Consider the following 18,382-nt stretch of genomic DNA (forward strand, 5'->3'; position numbering starts at 1 on the left):
TTGACAGAGACATGTAAATTTGATATATTGAATAATAAATTATTTAGACAAATTAATAACTTTTTAAGAAAGTCCATATAATCCTGTGGATATGGCACGGGAGTTTCTACAAAGCAGCCGTAAACTGCTTTACTATGGGCGGAATTTGCCATTTGTTTTGGCCTGAGGAAATTCTGCCCTCAGGCCTTTAATTTATTCAAGTGTATAAACTGTAAAGTTTTGAAGTAATCTAATTATTTAGCAAAGATTTTATTTGCTAAGTGTGTTATAATAATACTAAAAGGGAGATGTAATCTATGGAGGAAAAGTTTGTTAAAGAAGGATTAACTTTTGATGATGTTCTTTTAATTCCTGCAAAATCTGAAGTCCTTCCTAAGGATGTAGATTTAAAAACAAAACTTACCAAGAAAATCACTTTAAATATTCCCTTAATGAGTGCAGGTATGGATACGGTTACAGAATCCAAACTTGCTATAGCTATAGCAAGGGAAGGCGGCATAGGAGTAATTCACAAAAACATGCCTATTGAAAGACAAGCATTAGAGGTTGACAAAGTTAAAAGGTCAGAGCATGGGGTAATAACAGATCCTTTCTATCTTTCTCCTGATCATACCATAAGAGATGCTGCAGAACTCATGGCAAGGTATAGAATATCGGGAGTACCTATCACTGTGGATTCAAAACTTGTAGGAATAATAACTAATCGTGATATAAGATTTGAAGATGATTTGGATAAACCTATAAGAGAAGTTATGACAAAAGACAATTTGGTAACTGCTCCTCCTGGAACCACTTTAGAGGAAGCAAGACAGATACTAAAAAAACATAAAATAGAAAAATTGCCTTTAGTGGATGAAAACAACGTTTTAAAAGGACTCATAACTATAAAGGACATAGAAAAGGCAATAGAATTTCCTAATGCTGCAAAAGATGGCAAGGGAAGACTTTTAGTGGCTGCTGCTGTCGGTGTTGGAAAAGACATGATGGACAGAGTTAAAGCATTAGTAGAAGCTGGAGTAGATGCTATCGTAATAGACACAGCTCACGGCCATTCTAAGGGAGTTTTAGAGGCTGTCTCTAAGATAAAAGAGAAATACCCAGATTTACAACTAATAGCAGGGAATGTAGCTACGGCTGTAGCTACAAGAGATTTAATTGAAAGAGGGGCTGACTGCGTAAAAGTTGGCATTGGACCAGGGTCAATTTGCACTACGAGAGTGATCGCTGGAGTAGGAGTTCCCCAAATTACTGCTATTTATGATTGTGCTCAAGAAGCGGACAAGTATGGAATACCTATAATAGCAGATGGGGGAATAAAGTATTCAGGAGACATTGTAAAAGCCATTGCAGCAGGGGCTTCTGTGGTTATGCTGGGGAGTCTTTTTGCTGGAACGGAGGAAAGCCCTGGGGAAATTGAAATATATCAAGGTAGGAGTTATAAGGTATATAGAGGTATGGGTTCCTTAGGAGCAATGAAAGAGGGAAGTTCCGATAGGTATTTCCAAGAAGATGTTACTAAATTTGTACCAGAAGGAGTAGAAGGAAGGGTGCCCTATAAAGGGCCTTTAAAAGAAACAGTTTATCAATTGGTTGGCGGTTTGAGAGCAGGAATGGGATATTGTGGTGTTCACAATATTGAAGAATTGAGGACTAAAACAAAATTTGTGAAAATAACACAGGCGGGATTAACTGAAAGTCATCCTCATGATATAATTATTACAAAAGAAGCTCCTAATTATAATTTGAGATAAAAGAGGAGGATTTTAATGGGGATTAAACGTGAAGTAGTGCTTATTTTAGATTTTGGAGGGCAGTATACCCAATTAATTGCCAGAAGAATAAGAGAAGCAAATGTCTTTTGTGAAATTGTTCCTTACAATATTTCTCCAGAGGAAATACGAAAAAAAGAGCCAAAGGGAATTGTGCTTTCTGGAGGGCCAGCCAGTGTCTACGTACAAAATGCTCCTAAGTGTGATAAAGAAATTTTTGAATTGGGCTATCCTGTATTAGGGATATGTTATGGCGCACAGCTTATGACAGAGCTTTTAGGTGGAAAAGTGGCTCCAGCCCCTGTAAAGGAATATGGCAAGACAGAAATTGTATTAAACAATACTATTCCTTTGTTTAAAGGCATAGAAAGAGACACTATTGTTTGGATGAGCCATACTGATCAAATAGAACTTCCTCCTCCAGATTTTAAGGTAGTAGCTTCTACTGACAATTGCCCTATCGCAGCGATTGCGAATGTAGAGAAAAAGTTGTATGCGGTTCAATTCCACCCTGAAGTTTCACACACTCATAGAGGGACAGAGATTATAAGAAATTTCCTCTTTGAAGTATGTGATTGCGCGGCAGATTGGACAATGGATTCTTTGATTGAGCAGACAGTAAAGGAAATAAAAGCGAAAGTGGGAAAACACAAAGCTGTATGTGCTCTGTCTGGTGGTGTAGATTCTTCAGTTGCTGCTGTTTTAGTAGACAGAGCCATTCACGACCAATTGGTGTGCATTTTTGTTGATACAGGGCTTTTAAGGAAAAATGAAGGAGATATGGTTATTGAAACCTTTAGAAAAAATTATGACATGAACATAATCCGGGTAGATGCAAGGGATAGATTTTTGTCCCGCCTTAAAGGAGTTACGGATCCAGAAGAAAAGAGAAAAATTATTGGTAATGTTTTTATAGAAGTTTTTAAAGAAGAGGCTTTAAAGATAGGAGATGTGAAATTTTTGGTGCAAGGTACTTTGTATCCTGATGTAATAGAAAGTGGCAATGGCGTGTCTTCTACTATTAAAAGTCACCACAATGTTGGAGGTTTGCCTGAAGATATAGGTTTTGAACTTATTGAACCTTTGAGGATGCTCTTTAAAGATGAAGTAAGGCAAGTAGGAAAAGAATTAGGAATCCCTGAGGAGATATTATATAGGCAGCCTTTCCCTGGACCAGGCCTTGCAGTCAGAATTCTTGGAGAAGTTACAGAAGAAAAGTTAGAAATTTTGAGACAAGCTGACAGCATAGTTTTAAGGGAAATGAAAAAGTTTGGCTGGTACAATAAAGTATGGCAATCTTTTGCGATTTTGCCTGGCATAAAAAGTGTTGGAGTTATGGGGGATGAAAGGACTTACGCCTATGCGATAGTTTTGAGAGTAGTAGATAGCTACGACGGGATGACGGCGGATTGGACAAAGCTTCCTTATGAAATTTTGGAGAGCATATCTACAAGCATTACTAATGAAGTGCCAGGAGTAAACAGAGTGCTTTACGATATTACTTCGAAACCACCAGCTACCATAGAGTGGGAATAAAAATCCGAACATTAATTTAATTTTTTATAAAAAAATTCACAAATGAGGTTGACTAATATCAAAAAAGTTGATAAGATATAAGTGGGACAATTGAATAAAAATCACTCATATAATCTCGAGAATATGGCTCGAGAGTCTCTACCGAACAACCGTAAATTGTTCGACTATGAGTGAAAGTGTACCTAGGGTTCCAGCCTATTTATAGGTGTTCGGACCGAGCGGTACAGGTATATGTTTATATACCACACCTTAGGGACAAAAGCCCGGGAGGATAGGTTTCACTCTATGTTTTGCTAAAGAAATCTATTCTTCCCGGGTTTGTTTGTTTTAAAGTTTCAAAAAAATGTAAAATACTTAGATAGGAGGATTATAATGGAAAAAGTGAGTAAATTGCAGCCGAAGACATCTTTTTACGCATTAGCAAATAGGATTTGGAAACTTGAAAATTACAAGACAAATGTAAAAACAGAAATATTAGCAGGTATTACAACCTTTATAACAATGGCCTACATTATGTTTGTGAATCCCATTATACTAAAAGAAACAGGAATGGATCCAGGAGCCGTTTTTGTAGCTACTTGTCTTTCAGCGGCCATTGGAACTCTCATGATGGCTTTTTACGCTAATTATCCTTTTGCACAAGCTCCAGGTATGGGACTTAACGCTTTCTTTACTTATACTGTCGTTTTAACAATGGGATACAGTTGGCAAGAGGCTCTAGCTGCAGTTTTTTTCTCAGGAATTATATTTATTTTGATTACTTTGTCTGGAATACGGGAAATGATTGTTGATGCTATACCTATGTCTTTAAAATATGCAGTAAGTGGAGGAATAGGTTTATTTATAGCTTTTATTGGACTTAAAAATGCTGGTATAATCGTGGCAAATCAAGCAACTTACATTGGATTTGGCGATTTGACTAATCCTGGGACACTTCTTGCCATTGCGGGACTTTTTATAACAGCGATATTGATGTCAAGAAACGTAAAAGGTTCAATACTTCTTGGCATATTGATAACTACAGTATTGGGACTTTTTACTGGAATAGCGAAATTACCCTCTGATTTTAGTATAATTAAAATGCCACCAAGTCTTGCACCCACATTTCTCAAATTGGATATAAAAGGGCTTTTGGGAATTGGCAAGGATATAGGTTTTCTCTCACTTTTCACCAGTATGTTATATGTAGTTTTATCTTTTACTTTTGTAGATTTATTCGATACTATTGGTACTTTTATAGGAACAGGTTCAAAAGCTGGAATGTTAGATGAAAACGGCAAAATGCCTAATATGAAAAAAGGACTTATGTCAGATGCTATTGCCACCACGATAGGCTCTCTTTTAGGAACTTCTACTGTTACTACTTATGTTGAAAGTGCTGCAGGTATTGCAGAAGGCGGAAGAACAGGTCTTACTGCTTTTGTGACAGGTATTTTGTTTTTAGTGGCACTGTTTTTCTCACCAATAGCTTTGCTGGTGCCTACGCAAGCTACTGCTCCTGCCCTTATTATTGTTGGTGTATTAATGATGGGCTCCATTAAAAACATAAATTTTGAAGATTTTACAGAAGCTATGCCTGCTTTCCTTGCTATAATTGCTATGCCTTTCACCTTTAGCATTGCTAATGGTATTGCTGCAGGGCTTATTGCGTATCCTATTGTAAAAATTGCAGCAGGAAGAGCAAAAGAAATTCATCCTATTGTGTACATTCTTGCGTTTTTATTCATATTACGTTTTGCTACACTTGCTGGTTAAAAATAAGACCCCAATTAGTACTTACTAATTGGGGTCTTAAAAGATAAAAGTAAAGTATAGGAGGTATATAAAAAATGACGCCTAAAGTTGCGATAGTAGTTGGCAGCAAATCTGATTTGCCTGTGGTTGAAAGATGCACAAAAATTCTTGAAGAATTTGAAATTTCCTATGATGTTAAAGTGCTGTCTGCCCATAGAACTCCCTTTGAGACACAAGAGTTTGCTGTAAATGCAGATAAATATTATGATATAATCATTGCAGGTGCTGGAAAAGCTGCTCATCTGCCTGGTGTTATTGCTTCTTATACACTCTTGCCTGTTATTGGCCTTCCAATAAAGTCTTCTATTTTAGATGGTCTTGACTCCCTTTTATCAATTGTTCAAATGCCCAAAGGTGTGCCTGTTGCAACAGTAGCCATAGATGGAGCAGAAAATGCAGCACTTTTAGCTTGTCATATTCTCTCTTTGAAATATACTTATTTAAAGAAGACCTTAGCTGATTATAGGGAGAAAAAGGCTGAAGAAGTGTTAAACAATTAAGAGATTGGAGGAGATAAATATGGAAAAAAGAGAATTGCTTTATGAAGGAAAAGCTAAAAAAGTTTATAAGACAGATGAAGAGAATTTTTATATCATCGAATACAAAGATGATGCAACTGCTTTTAATGGTTTAAAGAAAGGCACAATTGCCGAAAAAGGTATAGTAAATAACAAAGTTTCTGCAATTTTATTTGCATTATTAGAAAAAAATAATGTACCCAACCATTATGTGGAAAAACTTAGTGACAGGGAAATGTTGGTTAAAAAGGTTGAGATTTTCCCTTTAGAAGTTATCGTGAGAAATTACGCAGCAGGAAGTATTTGTAAAAGATTAGGTCTTGAAGAAGGACTAAAGTTTAAAACGCCTGTATTAGAATTCTCATATAAAAATGACGAATTAGGAGACCCAATGATTAATGAATATCACATACAAGCTCTCGAATTAGCCACCAAAGAAGAGGTTGAAATTATGACAGGAATGACGTTTAAAGTCAACAAAATTTTGTCAGAATATTTTTTATCTAAAGACATTATCTTGGTAGATTTTAAATTAGAATTTGGTAAAAGTAATGAAGGAATATTATTAGCTGATGAAATTTCTCCTGATACTTGCAGATTTTGGGACAAAAACACTATGGAAAAACTTGATAAAGATAGATTTAGAAAGGATTTGGGCAAAGTAGAAGAAGCATATTTAGAAATTTTAAAAAGACTTGGAGGTATGTAAAGTGCTAATTGCAAAAGTCTATATAACTTTAAAAAAGGAATACTTGACCCTCAAGGAAAAGCAGTAAAGGGAGCTTTGTACTCATTAGGATACGAAGAAGTAAAAGAGGTGCGGGTTGGGAAATATATAGAATTAACTTTTGAGGATGGCGATTTATCCCTCTTAAAGGACAAAGTAGATGAGATGTGCAAAAGGATACTGACAAACCCAATTATTGAAGATTACACCTTTGAAATTGTGGAGGGATAAAGATGAAATTTGCTGTTATAGTTTTTCCAGGGTCCAATTGCGATGCGGACTGCTATTATGCTGTTAAAGATGGGCTTGGTGAAGAAGTAGAATATGTGTGGCATCAAGAAAAAAATTTGAGTAAGTACGATGTTATAATGTTACCAGGAGGATTTTCTTATGGTGATTATTTGAGGGCAGGAGCTATTGCTAGGTTTTCGCCTGTCATGGAGGCTGTCAGGGAAGAAGCAGAAAAAGGAAAATTTATTATAGGCATATGCAACGGATTTCAGATACTTACAGAAGCAGGGCTTTTGCCGGGAGTTTTGAGAAAAAATGAAGGTCTGAAATTTATTTGCAATACTGTCAGCATAATAGTTGAAAATGACAAAACTCCTTTTACTACAAGGCTTAAAAAAGGGCAGGAGATTTTACTTCCAATTGCTCATGGAGAAGGCAATTATTATGTAGATGACAAAACTTTAAAAGAACTAAAAGAAAACAATCAAATTGTTTTTAGGTACAAAGAAAATATCAACGGCTCTGTTGAGAGAATAGCCGGAGTTATAAATAAAAAAGGAAATGTTTTAGGAATGATGCCTCATCCAGAGAGAGCTTATGCCCCCTTGCTGGGTAATACTGACGGGCTTTATATCTTAGGGTCAATAGTGGATAATTTTGTAAAAGGCGGGGTTTAAGGATGGATAAAATATGGAGAGAATTAGGACTTACTGATGAGGAGTATGAGAAGATTATTTCGATATTAGGAAGAGAGCCTAATATAACTGAATTAGGTATGTATAGTGTTATGTGGTCTGAACATTGTGCCTATAAAAATTCTAAACCTCTTTTAAAATATTTACCTACAAAAGGCGAAAGAGTAATACAAGGACCGGGAGAAAATGCAGGAGTATTGGATATTGGAGATAATTTGGCAGTTGTGATGAAGATAGAAAGCCATAACCACCCTTCTGCAATTGAACCCTATCAAGGAGCAGCTACAGGTGTTGGGGGAATAATAAGAGATATATTCACAATGGGGGCAAGGCCAATTGCTCTTTTAGATTCTTTAAGATTTGGAATTCCTGATGATAAAAGGACTAAATATCTCATCGAAAACGTGGTAGCAGGTATAGCGGATTATGGAAATTGCATAGGAATTCCTACAGTGGGTGGGGATACCTATTTTGAAGAAAGTTACAAAGGAAATCCTTTAGTAAATGCGATGTGTGTAGGAATAGTAGAAAAAGACAAGATAAAAAAAGGGATAGCAAAAGGTGTAGGTAACCCTGTTATGATAGTAGGTGCTACTACGGGGAGAGACGGTATTGGAGGTGCAAGTTTTGCTTCTCAGGAATTAAGCGAGGAATCAGAAGAAAAAAGACCTTCTGTTCAAGTTGGCGACCCCTTTATGGAAAAACTGCTTTTGGAGGCTTGTTTAGAACTTTATGAAACAGATGCCGTAGTTGCTATACAAGATATGGGTGCGGCAGGTCTTACCTCTTCTTCTTGCGAGATGGCTTCCCGCGGTGGAACTGGAATGGAGCTTGACCTTGATAAAGTGCCTTTGAGAGAAGAGGGAATGACACCTTATGAAATAATGCTTTCTGAATCTCAAGAGAGGATGTTGGTTGTAGTAGAGAAAGGCAAGGAAGAAGATGTACAAAAGGTATTTAAAAAATGGGGACTGAATGCCGCCACAATAGGGAAAATTACTGATGATGGAATGATAAGAGTGATTAAAGATGGAAAAGTAGTTGCGGAAGTTCCAGCCAAGTCTTTGACAGAAGATGCTCCACAATATGTGAGAGAAGAAGAAGTACCTAAATGGCAAGAAGATGTCAATAAGTTGGATATAAATGAAATAAAACCTCCAGAGGATATGAATAAAGCTCTAAAAGATGTAATTTCTTCTTTAAATATTGCAAGTAAAGAATGGATATACAGTCAATATGATTATATGGTGAGGACAGACACAGTAATAACTCCGGGAATGGATGCGGCTGTTGTGAGGATAAAAGGTACAAAAAAAGCTGTTGCATTGACAACTGATTGCAATGGTAGATATTGTTATTTAGATCCCTATATAGGCTCTCAAATTGCTGTAGCAGAGGCAGCTCGAAATCTTTGTATGGTTGGTGCTAAGCCTATAGGGGTTACGGATTGTTTGAATTTTGGCAATCCGGAAAAGAAAGAAATATATTGGCAGTTAAAAAATTCTATATTTGGAATAGCTAAAGCCTGTGAAACACTTCAAATCCCTGTGGTAAGCGGAAATGTCAGTCTTTACAATGAAAATGAGGGAGAGGCCATTTATCCTACTCCTGTAATAGGAATGGCAGGTCTTATAGAGGATGTATCAAAAATTTGTACAATGGACTTTAAAAAAGAAAGAGATGTAATTATAATTTTAGGTGAGAATAAAGGAGAGATTGGAGGAAGTGAGTATCTTAAAGTTTGCTTTGGAATGGTAAAAGGGCAACCACCTCAAATAGACTTAGAAGAGGAAAAAAGATTGCAAGAATTGGTGTTAAAACTTATTGATAAAAGCTTAATTAATTCTTCTCATGACATATCAGAGGGCGGTTTTGCGGCTGCTTTGGTTGAAAGTGCAATTTCAGGCAAAAAAGGTGCAAAAATTTCGCTACAAACTTCTCTGAGAGAGGATATAGAGTTGTTCTCTGAATCTCAACCAAGAGCATTAATTGCTGTAAGTCCTGAAAAAGTAGAGGAAGTATTAAAAATAGCTTATGAACACCAAGTTCCAGCGCAAAAAGTAGGAGTTGTAGAGGGTAAAGATATTGTAATTGATGTAAATGGTAAAAGAATAATAGACCTTCCTTTAGAAGTCTTAGAGGAAAGCTGGAGAGGGAGAATAAAATGGGAAATGGAGAGAAATTAAAAGAGGAATGTGGTGTTTTTGGTGCCTTTAGTTTGTCCACTTCAGTTACTTCTTATATCTATTATGGCTTACAAGCCTTGCAGCACAGAGGGCAGGAAAGTTCAGGTATAGCTATTTATGATGGCGAAAAAATAAATTGTATTAAGGGGTTGGGACTTGTCAGCGAGGTCTTTAATAAGGAAAATTTAAAGACATTAGAGGGGAAAATGGGGATAGGCCATGTAAGGTATTCTACTACAGGCAGCAATAGCATTATAAATGCTCAACCCCTTGTTGGTAATTTTAAAAACAAATATATAGCTCTTGCCCATAATGGCAATTTGATAAACGCAGGAGAGTTAAGAGACCAATTAGAGAAGGACGGTAGAATATTTCAAACTACAACTGATAGTGAAATAATTCTCCATCTAATTGCAAAAAATTTTCAAGAAAACTTAATCGGAGCTCTTTTAGAAACAATGAAACAAATAAAAGGTTCATATGCTTTGGTGATTTTAACAGACAATAAATTAATAGGGATAAGAGATGTAAACAGTATAAGGCCTCTTTGCATAGGTAAAAAAGATGACACTTATTTTTTATCTTCTGAATCTTGTGCCTTTGACGTAATAGGAGCAGAGTTGATACGAGATGTAGAAGCAGGAGAAATAGTTATAATTGATGGAAAAGGAATAGAGTCTGTTAAGTTAGAAGTAGAAGAAAAAAAGATGCCTTGTGTTTTTGAATACATCTATTTTGCTAGACCTGACAGTGTCATAAATGGAAGAAGTGTTTATTTTACACGATTGGAGATGGGCAAAAGATTAGCTGAAGAAGCACCTGTAGATGCAGACTTGGTAGTACCAGTTCCAGATTCAGGCATTGCTGCTGCAAGAGGTTACTCTCTCAAAACAGGACTACCAATGGGTGAGGGACTTATAAAAAATAAATACATTGGAAGGACTTTTATTGCTCCCGACCAAAGGGATAGAGAGACAGGTGTGAGGATAAAGCTAAATGTCTTAAAAGAATTGGTTCAAGGCAAGAGGATAGTTTTAATAGATGATTCAATTGTTAGAGGTACTACTATGAAGAGATTGGTGAGTTTATTAAAAAATGGGGGAGCAAAAGAGGTTCATGTGAGGATAAGTTCACCTCCTGTTAAATATTCCTGCTACTTTGGAATTGATACTCCGACAAAAAAAGAATTGATAGGAGCAAGGATGTCAGTTGAAGAGATGTGCAAATTAATAGGAGCTGACAGCCTACAGTTTTTAAGTATTGAAGGGCTTATAAAAAGTGTAGGACTTAAATCTATTTGCACAGGTTGCTTTGATGGCAACTATCCTATGTATGTTCCAAAAGAAGGAAGTAAATATCTTTTTGAGAAAAAATAAAAAGTAGGTGTATAATTATGAATTATAAGGATGCTGGGGTAAATATAGATGAAGGCAATAAACTGGTGGAAATGATAAAGCCAATAGCTAAGCAAACCTTAAATGAATATGTTTTAGAAGGGATAGGAGGTTTTGCTGGTCTTGTTGAGATAAAAAATTATAAAAATCCTGTGCTTGTGTCAAGCACTGATGGGGTTGGGACAAAACTTAAAATAGCCTTTATGATGGGAAAACATGATACTATAGGGATAGACCTTGTAGCTATGTGTGTAAATGACATTATTGTAACTGGGGCTAAGCCTTTATTTTTTCTTGACTATTTTGCTACTGGAAAGTTAAAAAGTGAGGTTGCAGTAGAAGTAATCAAAGGAATAGCAGAAGGTTGCAAAATAGCCGGGTGTGCTTTGATAGGAGGAGAGACAGCAGAACTTCCAGGTTTTTATAAAGAAGGAGAGTACGATTTAGCAGGCTTTTGTGTAGGAGTTGCAGAAAAAGAAGAGCTGATTGATACAAAATTAATAAAAGAAGGAGATGCCATAATTGGGCTTGCCTCTTCTGGAATTCACAGCAATGGCTATTCTTTAGTGAGGAAAGTGTTTTTTGAGAAAAACAATTTTTCAGTAAAAGACTTTATACCAGAGCTTGGGATGGATTTAGGAGATATACTCCTTACTCCTACAAAAATATATGTCAAGTCAATAGAGGCTTTAAAAGGGTTAAAAATTAAAGGGATGGCTCATATTACTGGGGGAGGTTTTATTGATAATATTCCAAGAATACTAAGAAAAAGTATAGATGCAAAAATAAATAAAGGAAGTTGGGAAATTCCAGCTATTTTTGAATTAATTCAAAGATTGGGAGATATTGAAGAAAGAGAAATGTATCGTACTTTTAATATGGGGATTGGCATGGTAGTTATAGTAGACCCATCTGATGTAGATAAGGCTTTAGAAAAATTAAACGGCATGGGTGAAAAAGCTTATGTAATAGGGGAGATAGTAGAAGGCGAAGGCGGTGTAATTTTATGAACCTTGTGGTGATGGCATCAGGTAACGGGACTGATTTGCAGTCAATAATTGATGCCATTGAAGCAGGATATATCAATGCCAGGATAATTGCCGTCATTAGCGATAAAAAAGGAGCTTATGCTCTTGAAAGGGCAAAAAAACACGGAATTGCTACTTACTGCCTTCCCAAAAAAGAATTGAAAGAAAATTTTCAAAGAGAGTTATTAAAGCTTCTTGAAAAATTGAATCCGGATGGAATAATTCTTGCAGGGTTTTTGACAATTCTCAGTGGAGAAATTGTAGAAAGATTTGAAAACAAGATAATAAATATACATCCCTCACTTATTCCTGCCTTTTGTGGCAAAGGATTTTATGGAATGAAGGTACATCAGGCGGTCTATGAATACGGAGTAAAATACACCGGCTGTACCGTTCACTTTGTGGACAGTGGTGCTGATACTGGACCTATTATTTTTCAAGAAGTTGTGAAAATCGATGAAGAGGATATGCCAGAGACCATTGCTAAAAAAGTGCTGGAAGTAGAACACAAAGTTTTACCTTATGCAGTTAAGCTTTTTACAGAAGGGAAGTTAAAAATCGAAGGTAGAAAAGTGAAAATATTAGAGTTTTAAAAGGGATTATAAAACTGTAAAAAGGAGGCAATTCTATGGCCAAAAAAGCGTTAATAAGCGTTTCAAAAAAAGAAGGCATAGTGGAATTTGCCAAAAAGCTTAATGAATTAGGATATGAAATAATATCAACAGGTGGGACTTATAATCTTCTTAAAGAAAATAGAGTAAATGTAGTAAAGGTATCAGAGATAACAGGTTTCCCTGAAATTATGGATGGTAGAGTAAAGACGCTTCATCCTAAAATTCATGGAGGGCTTCTTGCAATAAGAGACAATGAAGAGCACATTAAAGCTTTAAAAGAACATGGCATTGAGCCAATAGATATAGTTGTCATAAATTTATATCCTTTTAAAGAGACAATCCTAAAAGAAAATGTGACTTTAGAAGAAGCGATAGAAAATATAGACATTGGCGGACCTTCAATGATAAGGGCTGCAGCTAAAAACTACAAATATGTGACTATTCTTGTAGATCCAAAGGATTATGATACAGTCATTGAAGAAATAAAACAATATGGCAATACAAAAGAAGAGACGAGATTTTATCTGGCAGCAAAAGCTTTTGGTCATACAGCCCTTTACGATTCTTTGATATACAACTATTTGATACAAAAAAATAACATAGAGTTTCCCGAAGTTATGGCCTTTGCCTATGAAAAAGCTCAAGACATGAGATATGGTGAAAATCCTCATCAAAAGGCGGCTTTTTACAAAAATCCTATTAAAGCCTATGGTATTGCAGAATGTGAGCAGTTGCACGGCAAAGAGCTCTCTTTTAACAATATAAACGATGCAAATGCGGCAATAGAGCTCTTAAGAGAGTTTAAAGAGCCTGCAGCAGTTGCCGTAAAGCACACAAATCCTTGTGGAGTAGCTATTGCAGATAATATATACAATGCTTACTTAAAAGCTTATGAGAGTGACCCTGTTTCTATTTTTGGGGGAATTGTAGCATTAAATAGAACTGTAGATGTTAAAACAGCTGAAGAACTTATAAAAATATTCTTAGAAATAGTAATTGCTCCAGACTTTGAAGAAGAGGCCTTAGAGATTTTAAAGAAAAAGAAAAACTTAAGGATATTGAGGTTAAAAGAAGGATATGAAAAAGAATATGATTTAAAGAAAGTAGAAGGCGGACTTTTAGTACAAGAAAAAGATGAAATAGATTTAGATGAGAATAATTTGAAAGTAGTTACTAAAAAAGCACCTACTCAAAAAGAGATGGAAGATTTAAGGTTTGCCTGGAAGGTAGTAAAGCACGTAAAATCCAATGCGATTGTTTTAGCAAAAGATGGAGCTACAGTAGGTATTGGCGTGGGACAAGTCAACAGGATATGGCCGACAGAACAAGCAATCAAACAAGCAGGCGAAAAAGCAAAGGGAAGTGTCCTTGCATCAGATGCCTTTTTCCCATTTCCAGATGTTGCGGAAGCGGCTGTAAAAGGCGGTATAACTGCCATAATCCAACCAGGCGGCTCACAAAACGATGCTTTATCAATTGAAGCTGCAGACAAAGGCGGTATATCAATGATATTCACTGGCATAAGGCACTTTAAACATTGAGGAGGAATTTGTATGAAGGTTTTAGTCATAGGGGGCGGAGGAAGAGAACATGCAATTGTTCACAAACTTTCACAAAGTCCCAAAGTGGATAAAATCTACTGTGCTCCCGGAAATGCTGGCATAGGTCTTTTGGCAGAATGTGTTGACATAAAAGTTGGAGATATTGAAAAGCTTAAAGAATTTGCCATAAAAAATAACATTGATTTAACAGTGGTAGGGCCAGAGATGCCACTGGTACAAGGTATTGTGGATGAATTTGAGAAAGTAGGGCTTAAAATCTTTGGGCCTAATAAAAGTGCTGCGGCTATTGAGGGAAGCAAATATTTTACTAAACAGCTTCTTTCTAAATACAATATTCTTACTGGAAGGTTTAAAGCCTTTGACAAATATCAGGAGGCTTTGAAGTTTTTAAAAGAGACATGGTATCCTGCTGTGATGAAAGCAGATGGACTGGCACAAGGTAAAGGAGTGTTTATTGTAAAAGACTTTATAGAAGCAAAAGAAGCTCTAGACTTAATGATGAAAAAAAGGATATTTGGTGCATCAGGAGATATCATAATAATAGAAGAGATGCTTTTTGGAAAAGAAGCGTCAGTATTCGCATTTACAGATGGAGAAAATATTTTACCTATGGTTTCTGCTATGGATTATAAAAAGATCTATGAAGGAGACAAAGGTCCTAACACTGGAGGTATGGGAAGCATTGCACCAAATCCTTATCTTGAGGAAGAAACTTTAAAAGAAGTGATGGAAAGCATTTTAAAACCAATGGTAAAGGCACTTCAAAAAGAAGGCATTGTATATAAAGGAGTGTTATACGCAGGTTTAATGCTTACAAAAGAAGGACCTAAGGTTTTAGAATTTAATGCAAGATTTGGAGACCCTGAAACACAAGTTGTACTGCCTCTTTTAAAAACAGACCTTATTGATATAATGGAAGCTACCATAGAAGGAAAACTTGATAAAATACAAATTGAATGGGAAGACAAAAAGGCTGCATGTGCCGTTGCGGTATCAAACGGTTACCCAGGGGAATATCAGACTGGTTTTGAGATAACAGGGTTAGAAAAAGTAAAAGAAGCATTTGTATATCATGCAGGGACGGTATTAAAAGATGGTAAAATTGTCACATCAGGAGGAAGAGTGCTTGCTGTTACCTCAATAGGGGATTCATATGAAGAAGCGAGAGAAAAAGTTTATAGAGAAATTAAAAAAATAAGCTTTAAAGGGATGTACTATAGAAAAGATATTGCTTTGGTAAGCCAGGTGTAAACCTGGCGTTTTTAATCAGTTTAAAGTTATGGTATAATATCTACTAACATATGCCTTAATTTTTTAAAAATGGGGGAGAAGTTATGCCCAAAGACCATGTAAAACTTTTTGATATTATATCTCCAATTTATGGGTGGTTTTTTAATTCTCAAGTGGAATATTATAGGAAAGTTTTAGCTATTTTGAAAGAACATATTGATTTAGGAAATTACATAAAATTTTTAGATGTCGGATGTGGTACAGGTGCATTGTGTTATGTATTAAGGGAAGCTGGCTTTGAGGTTTCTGGGGTGGAAGTTTCCGCAGGTATGTTAGCACAAGCGATGAAAAGGCTGAAAAACATGGATATTAAGACATATAAGATAAATCCAGGTGAAGGGTTTCCCTTCGAAGATAATTTTTTTGATGTGGTTACAGCTTCTTATGTGGCTCATGGTATTAAAAAGAATGAGCGGGAAATATTATATAAAGAGATGTCAAGGGTCGCAAAGCATTATGTAATTCTTCATGACTACAATCAAAACAGAGACTTTTTTACTTCATTTGTGGAATGGTTGGAAGGTGGAGATTATTTTAATTTTGTAAAAGAAGTTAAAAAAGAACTAAAAGAAAACTTTAAAGAAGTAAAAATGGTAGATGTCAGTTCAAAAGCTTCTTTATACATCTTACAACCTAATAAATAAATTATGATATAATAAATACCATGGTGTGAATAATTAATTGGCTTAAATTTTTATTAGGGTGTGGTGAAATGGACTCAAGACCAATAGGTGTTTTTGACTCTGGAGTAGGAGGACTTACAGTACTAAAAAGACTTGTTGAGGTTTTACCAGGAGAAGACTATATTTACTTTGGTGATACAAAAAGAGTTCCCTATGGCGATAGAAGTGAAGAAGAGATAAAAAAATTTGCAAAACAGATTTTAAATTTTATGAGAGAGCAAAAAGTAAAAGCTGTAGTAATAGCTTGTAATACTACTTGTGCAGTTATAAATAAAAGCGAATATGATGTGGTTCTTTTTGATGTTTTAAAAGCAGGGGCAGAGAGCGCTGCCCTATACACTATAAATAAAAAAATAGGTGTTATTGCAACTACAAGAACTGTTGAAAGCAAAAGCTATGAAAAGAATATAAAAATTATTGATAAAAATATTGAAGTTTACCAAAAGGCATGTCCTGAGTTTGTCCCACTTATTGAAAAAGGGCTATATAATTCGCCAATAGCCTATGAAACTGCTAGCAAGTGTTTAAAAGAATTGAAAGAAAAAGATATAGATACTCTTGTTTTAGGTTGTACCCATTATCCTTTAATGGCTTCAGTTATAGAAGAGATAATGGGGGAAAATGTAAAAATAGTAGACCCTGCAATTAAATTAGCCTATGATGTGAAAGATTATTTATTAAAGAAAGATTTATTAAATCCTCAAATCAGGGGTAAGGCAGAATTTTTTGTAAGTGGAGATAAAGATAATTTTATCAAAACGGCAGAAATGCTATTAGGCGAGAAAATTGAGAATGTTTTGCATGTAGACATAGAAAAATATTAAAAAACAGGTGGGATTTAGGATGGATATTCTCAAAGAGGCTGAAAAAGTAGAAAAAGAAGTAATAGAATTAAGGCGAAAAATACACATGTACCCTGAATTAGGTTTTGAAGAAACAAAAACTTCTGAAATTGTTTATGATTATTTAAAAAATTTAGGGATTGAAGTAAAGAGAATTGCTAAAACTGGCGTTGTGGGGACCCTTAAAGGCAATGGAAGCAAGACGATAGCTATAAGAGCAGATATGGACGCTCTTCCAATTCAAGAAGAAAATGATGTAGAATATGCATCTAGAATTCCAGGAAGAATGCATGCTTGTGGGCATGATGTTCATACAGCTATACTTCTTGGTACTGCTAAACTTTTGGCAAATATGAGAGATAAGTTAAAGGGAAATGTTAAGTTTATATTTCAACCAGCGGAAGAAACAACGGGGGGAGCTCTTCCGATGATTGAAGAAGGAGTTTTAGAAAATCCTAAAGTTGATGCTATAATAGGACTACATGTAGACCCAGAACTTCAAGTAGGGCAAATAGGGATAACCTATGGAAAAGCCTATGCTTCATCAGATATGTTTGACATAATTGTAAAAGGCAAAAGCAGTCATGGGGCTGAGCCTCATAAATCGGTGGATGCCATAGTGATTGCTGCTAATATTGTAAATATGCTCCAAACTGTTGTTAGCAGAAAAGCTAATCCATTAAGCCCTATAGTGCTAACTATTGGGACTATTGAAGGAGGATATGCACGAAATATAATAGCGAACAAAGTGAGGATGTCTGGAATTATAAGAATGATGGAAGAAGAAAAAAGAGACGAGATAGTTGAGATGGTGGAGAAGATTTGCGATAACACAGCAAAAGCTATGGGAGGGGAAGTGGAATTTAAAAGAACAAGAGGGTATCCTTGCCTTGTAAATCACAAAGGTATGACAGACCTCATAAAGAAAACTGCTTTTTCTTTGTTAGGGGAAAGTAATGTGATAGAAGTTGCCCCAACAATGGGAGTAGAAGATTTTGCTTATTTTTTACAAAAAGTCCCTGGCAGTTTTTATAAATTAGGATGTGGCAATAAAGAAAAAGGAATAGATAAACCTATACATAACAACCAATTTAATATCGATGAGGACTGTATTAAAATGGGCCTTGCTGTACACGTCTCTACAGTTTTAAAATATTTAAACTCAAATGGTTAAAAAATTTTTTGAAGGATTAAAAAATATTTGGAAAAAATGACGGGGATTTATTTATAAATATTCTTTTAAAACTTACGAAAAAGGTTTACTGCAGTTTTATTTATTTGCAGTGATTAATAATTTTACAAAACTGCAGGAAAAATTTCATGTAAAAAAATATTTAAATCAAATCTTGACATTTTTCATCAAATGATGCATAATATTTGTCGGAAGAGAGGTAATGTGAATTTATCACCTCTGCCAATAGGTGAGAGGAAGCCTTAGGAATGTGTAAATCTTAACCCCCTCAATTTTATGTACTTAAAAATTTCTCCCCCTAATCCCCCTTTACTGCCGGCA

The 18,382-nt window shown here is 35.5% G+C and carries 16 protein-coding genes and 2 riboswitches; all 16 genes read left to right on the top strand.

The window, feature by feature from the left end; all coding sequences use genetic code 11:
• Positions 1 to 53 precede the first annotated feature (53 nt).
• A riboswitch (purine riboswitch) is annotated at positions 54 to 155 on the top strand.
• A gap of 141 nt (positions 156 to 296) precedes the next feature.
• Positions 297 to 1,751, top strand: coding sequence for an IMP dehydrogenase (gene guaB / locus THEWI_RS03275; protein WP_014062434.1), 1,455 nt, complete (start codon positions 297 to 299; stop codon positions 1,749 to 1,751).
• A gap of 15 nt (positions 1,752 to 1,766) precedes the next feature.
• On the top strand, positions 1,767 to 3,305 hold the full coding sequence (guaA, locus tag THEWI_RS03280) for a glutamine-hydrolyzing GMP synthase (protein ID WP_014062435.1): 1,539 nt from the start codon (positions 1,767 to 1,769) through the stop codon (positions 3,303 to 3,305).
• An 85-nt stretch (positions 3,306 to 3,390) separates the two neighbouring features.
• A riboswitch (purine riboswitch) is annotated at positions 3,391 to 3,492 on the top strand.
• Between the two features lie 185 nt (positions 3,493 to 3,677).
• Positions 3,678 to 5,060, top strand: coding sequence for an NCS2 family permease (locus tag THEWI_RS03285; RefSeq protein WP_003870509.1), 1,383 nt, complete (start codon positions 3,678 to 3,680; stop codon positions 5,058 to 5,060).
• Positions 5,061 to 5,134: 74 nt separating this feature from the next.
• Positions 5,135 to 5,599: a 5-(carboxyamino)imidazole ribonucleotide mutase gene (gene purE / locus THEWI_RS03290; protein ID WP_014062436.1), complete on the top strand. Its 465-nt coding sequence runs from the start codon at positions 5,135 to 5,137 to the stop codon at positions 5,597 to 5,599.
• Between the two features lie 19 nt (positions 5,600 to 5,618).
• The gene (gene purC, locus THEWI_RS03295) at positions 5,619 to 6,326 is read left to right on the top strand and encodes a phosphoribosylaminoimidazolesuccinocarboxamide synthase (RefSeq protein WP_014062437.1); all 708 of its coding nucleotides are present in this window, start codon (positions 5,619 to 5,621) and stop codon (positions 6,324 to 6,326) included.
• A 75-nt stretch (positions 6,327 to 6,401) separates the two neighbouring features.
• Entirely contained in the window at positions 6,402 to 6,575 is a 174-nt protein-coding gene (gene purS / locus THEWI_RS03300; RefSeq protein ID WP_244262312.1) for a phosphoribosylformylglycinamidine synthase subunit PurS, read from the top strand.
• Positions 6,576 to 6,577: 2 nt separating this feature from the next.
• Positions 6,578 to 7,252: a phosphoribosylformylglycinamidine synthase subunit PurQ gene (purQ, locus tag THEWI_RS03305; RefSeq protein ID WP_014062438.1), complete on the top strand. Its 675-nt coding sequence runs from the start codon at positions 6,578 to 6,580 to the stop codon at positions 7,250 to 7,252.
• A gap of 2 nt (positions 7,253 to 7,254) precedes the next feature.
• Complete coding sequence (purL, locus tag THEWI_RS03310; protein ID WP_014062439.1) at positions 7,255 to 9,456, top strand: phosphoribosylformylglycinamidine synthase subunit PurL; 2,202 nt, start codon at positions 7,255 to 7,257, stop codon at positions 9,454 to 9,456.
• Positions 9,435 to 10,832: an amidophosphoribosyltransferase gene (gene purF, locus THEWI_RS03315; protein WP_014062440.1), complete on the top strand. Its 1,398-nt coding sequence runs from the start codon at positions 9,435 to 9,437 to the stop codon at positions 10,830 to 10,832. Before purL ends, purF begins: the two co-directional genes overlap by 22 nt.
• Positions 10,833 to 10,849: 17 nt before the next feature.
• Complete coding sequence (gene purM / locus THEWI_RS03320; protein ID WP_014062441.1) at positions 10,850 to 11,860, top strand: phosphoribosylformylglycinamidine cyclo-ligase; 1,011 nt, start codon at positions 10,850 to 10,852, stop codon at positions 11,858 to 11,860.
• Entirely contained in the window at positions 11,857 to 12,471 is a 615-nt protein-coding gene (gene purN, locus THEWI_RS03325) for a phosphoribosylglycinamide formyltransferase (protein ID WP_014062442.1), read from the top strand. The genes purM and purN overlap by 4 nt, the downstream gene beginning before the upstream one ends.
• Before the next feature lie 35 nt (positions 12,472 to 12,506).
• Complete coding sequence (purH, locus tag THEWI_RS03330; RefSeq protein WP_014062443.1) at positions 12,507 to 14,033, top strand: bifunctional phosphoribosylaminoimidazolecarboxamide formyltransferase/IMP cyclohydrolase; 1,527 nt, start codon at positions 12,507 to 12,509, stop codon at positions 14,031 to 14,033.
• A gap of 12 nt (positions 14,034 to 14,045) precedes the next feature.
• Entirely contained in the window at positions 14,046 to 15,305 is a 1,260-nt protein-coding gene (gene purD / locus THEWI_RS03335; RefSeq protein WP_014062444.1) for a phosphoribosylamine--glycine ligase, read from the top strand.
• Positions 15,306 to 15,388: 83 nt separating this feature from the next.
• The gene (locus tag THEWI_RS03340; RefSeq protein WP_014062445.1) at positions 15,389 to 15,988 is read left to right on the top strand and encodes a class I SAM-dependent methyltransferase; all 600 of its coding nucleotides are present in this window, start codon (positions 15,389 to 15,391) and stop codon (positions 15,986 to 15,988) included.
• Positions 15,989 to 16,056: 68 nt separating this feature from the next.
• Positions 16,057 to 16,851, top strand: coding sequence for a glutamate racemase (gene murI, locus THEWI_RS03345; RefSeq protein ID WP_004402425.1), 795 nt, complete (start codon positions 16,057 to 16,059; stop codon positions 16,849 to 16,851).
• A 19-nt stretch (positions 16,852 to 16,870) separates the two neighbouring features.
• Entirely contained in the window at positions 16,871 to 18,043 is a 1,173-nt protein-coding gene (locus THEWI_RS03350) for a M20 metallopeptidase family protein (protein ID WP_014062446.1), read from the top strand.
• Positions 18,044 to 18,382 lie beyond the last annotated feature (339 nt).

Source organism: Thermoanaerobacter wiegelii Rt8.B1 (assembly GCF_000147695.2).
In the GTDB taxonomy this organism is placed as follows: Bacteria; Bacillota; Thermoanaerobacteria; order Thermoanaerobacterales; family Thermoanaerobacteraceae; genus Thermoanaerobacter; species Thermoanaerobacter ethanolicus.

Excerpts from the sequence above, each read along its gene's own strand:
- guaA (WP_014062435.1), top strand. The coding sequence starts at position 1,767 with ATGGGGATTAAACGTGAAGTAGTGCTTATTTTAGATTTTGGAGGGCAG.
- purE (WP_014062436.1), top strand. The coding sequence starts at position 5,135 with ATGACGCCTAAAGTTGCGATAGTAGTTGGCAGCAAATCTGATTTGCCT.
- purM (WP_014062441.1), top strand. The coding sequence starts at position 10,850 with ATGAATTATAAGGATGCTGGGGTAAATATAGATGAAGGCAATAAACTG.
- purC (WP_014062437.1), top strand. The coding sequence starts at position 5,619 with ATGGAAAAAAGAGAATTGCTTTATGAAGGAAAAGCTAAAAAAGTTTAT.
- THEWI_RS03340 (WP_014062445.1), top strand. The coding sequence starts at position 15,389 with ATGCCCAAAGACCATGTAAAACTTTTTGATATTATATCTCCAATTTAT.
- purF (WP_014062440.1), top strand. The coding sequence starts at position 9,435 with ATGGGAAATGGAGAGAAATTAAAAGAGGAATGTGGTGTTTTTGGTGCC.
- murI (WP_004402425.1), top strand. The coding sequence starts at position 16,057 with ATGGACTCAAGACCAATAGGTGTTTTTGACTCTGGAGTAGGAGGACTT.
- guaB (WP_014062434.1), top strand. The coding sequence starts at position 297 with ATGGAGGAAAAGTTTGTTAAAGAAGGATTAACTTTTGATGATGTTCTT.
- purD (WP_014062444.1), top strand. The coding sequence starts at position 14,046 with ATGAAGGTTTTAGTCATAGGGGGCGGAGGAAGAGAACATGCAATTGTT.
- purH (WP_014062443.1), top strand. The coding sequence starts at position 12,507 with ATGGCCAAAAAAGCGTTAATAAGCGTTTCAAAAAAAGAAGGCATAGTG.
- purQ (WP_014062438.1), top strand. The coding sequence starts at position 6,578 with ATGAAATTTGCTGTTATAGTTTTTCCAGGGTCCAATTGCGATGCGGAC.
- THEWI_RS03350 (WP_014062446.1), top strand. The coding sequence starts at position 16,871 with ATGGATATTCTCAAAGAGGCTGAAAAAGTAGAAAAAGAAGTAATAGAA.
- THEWI_RS03285 (WP_003870509.1), top strand. The coding sequence starts at position 3,678 with ATGGAAAAAGTGAGTAAATTGCAGCCGAAGACATCTTTTTACGCATTA.
- purL (WP_014062439.1), top strand. The coding sequence starts at position 7,255 with ATGGATAAAATATGGAGAGAATTAGGACTTACTGATGAGGAGTATGAG.
- purN (WP_014062442.1), top strand. The coding sequence starts at position 11,857 with ATGAACCTTGTGGTGATGGCATCAGGTAACGGGACTGATTTGCAGTCA.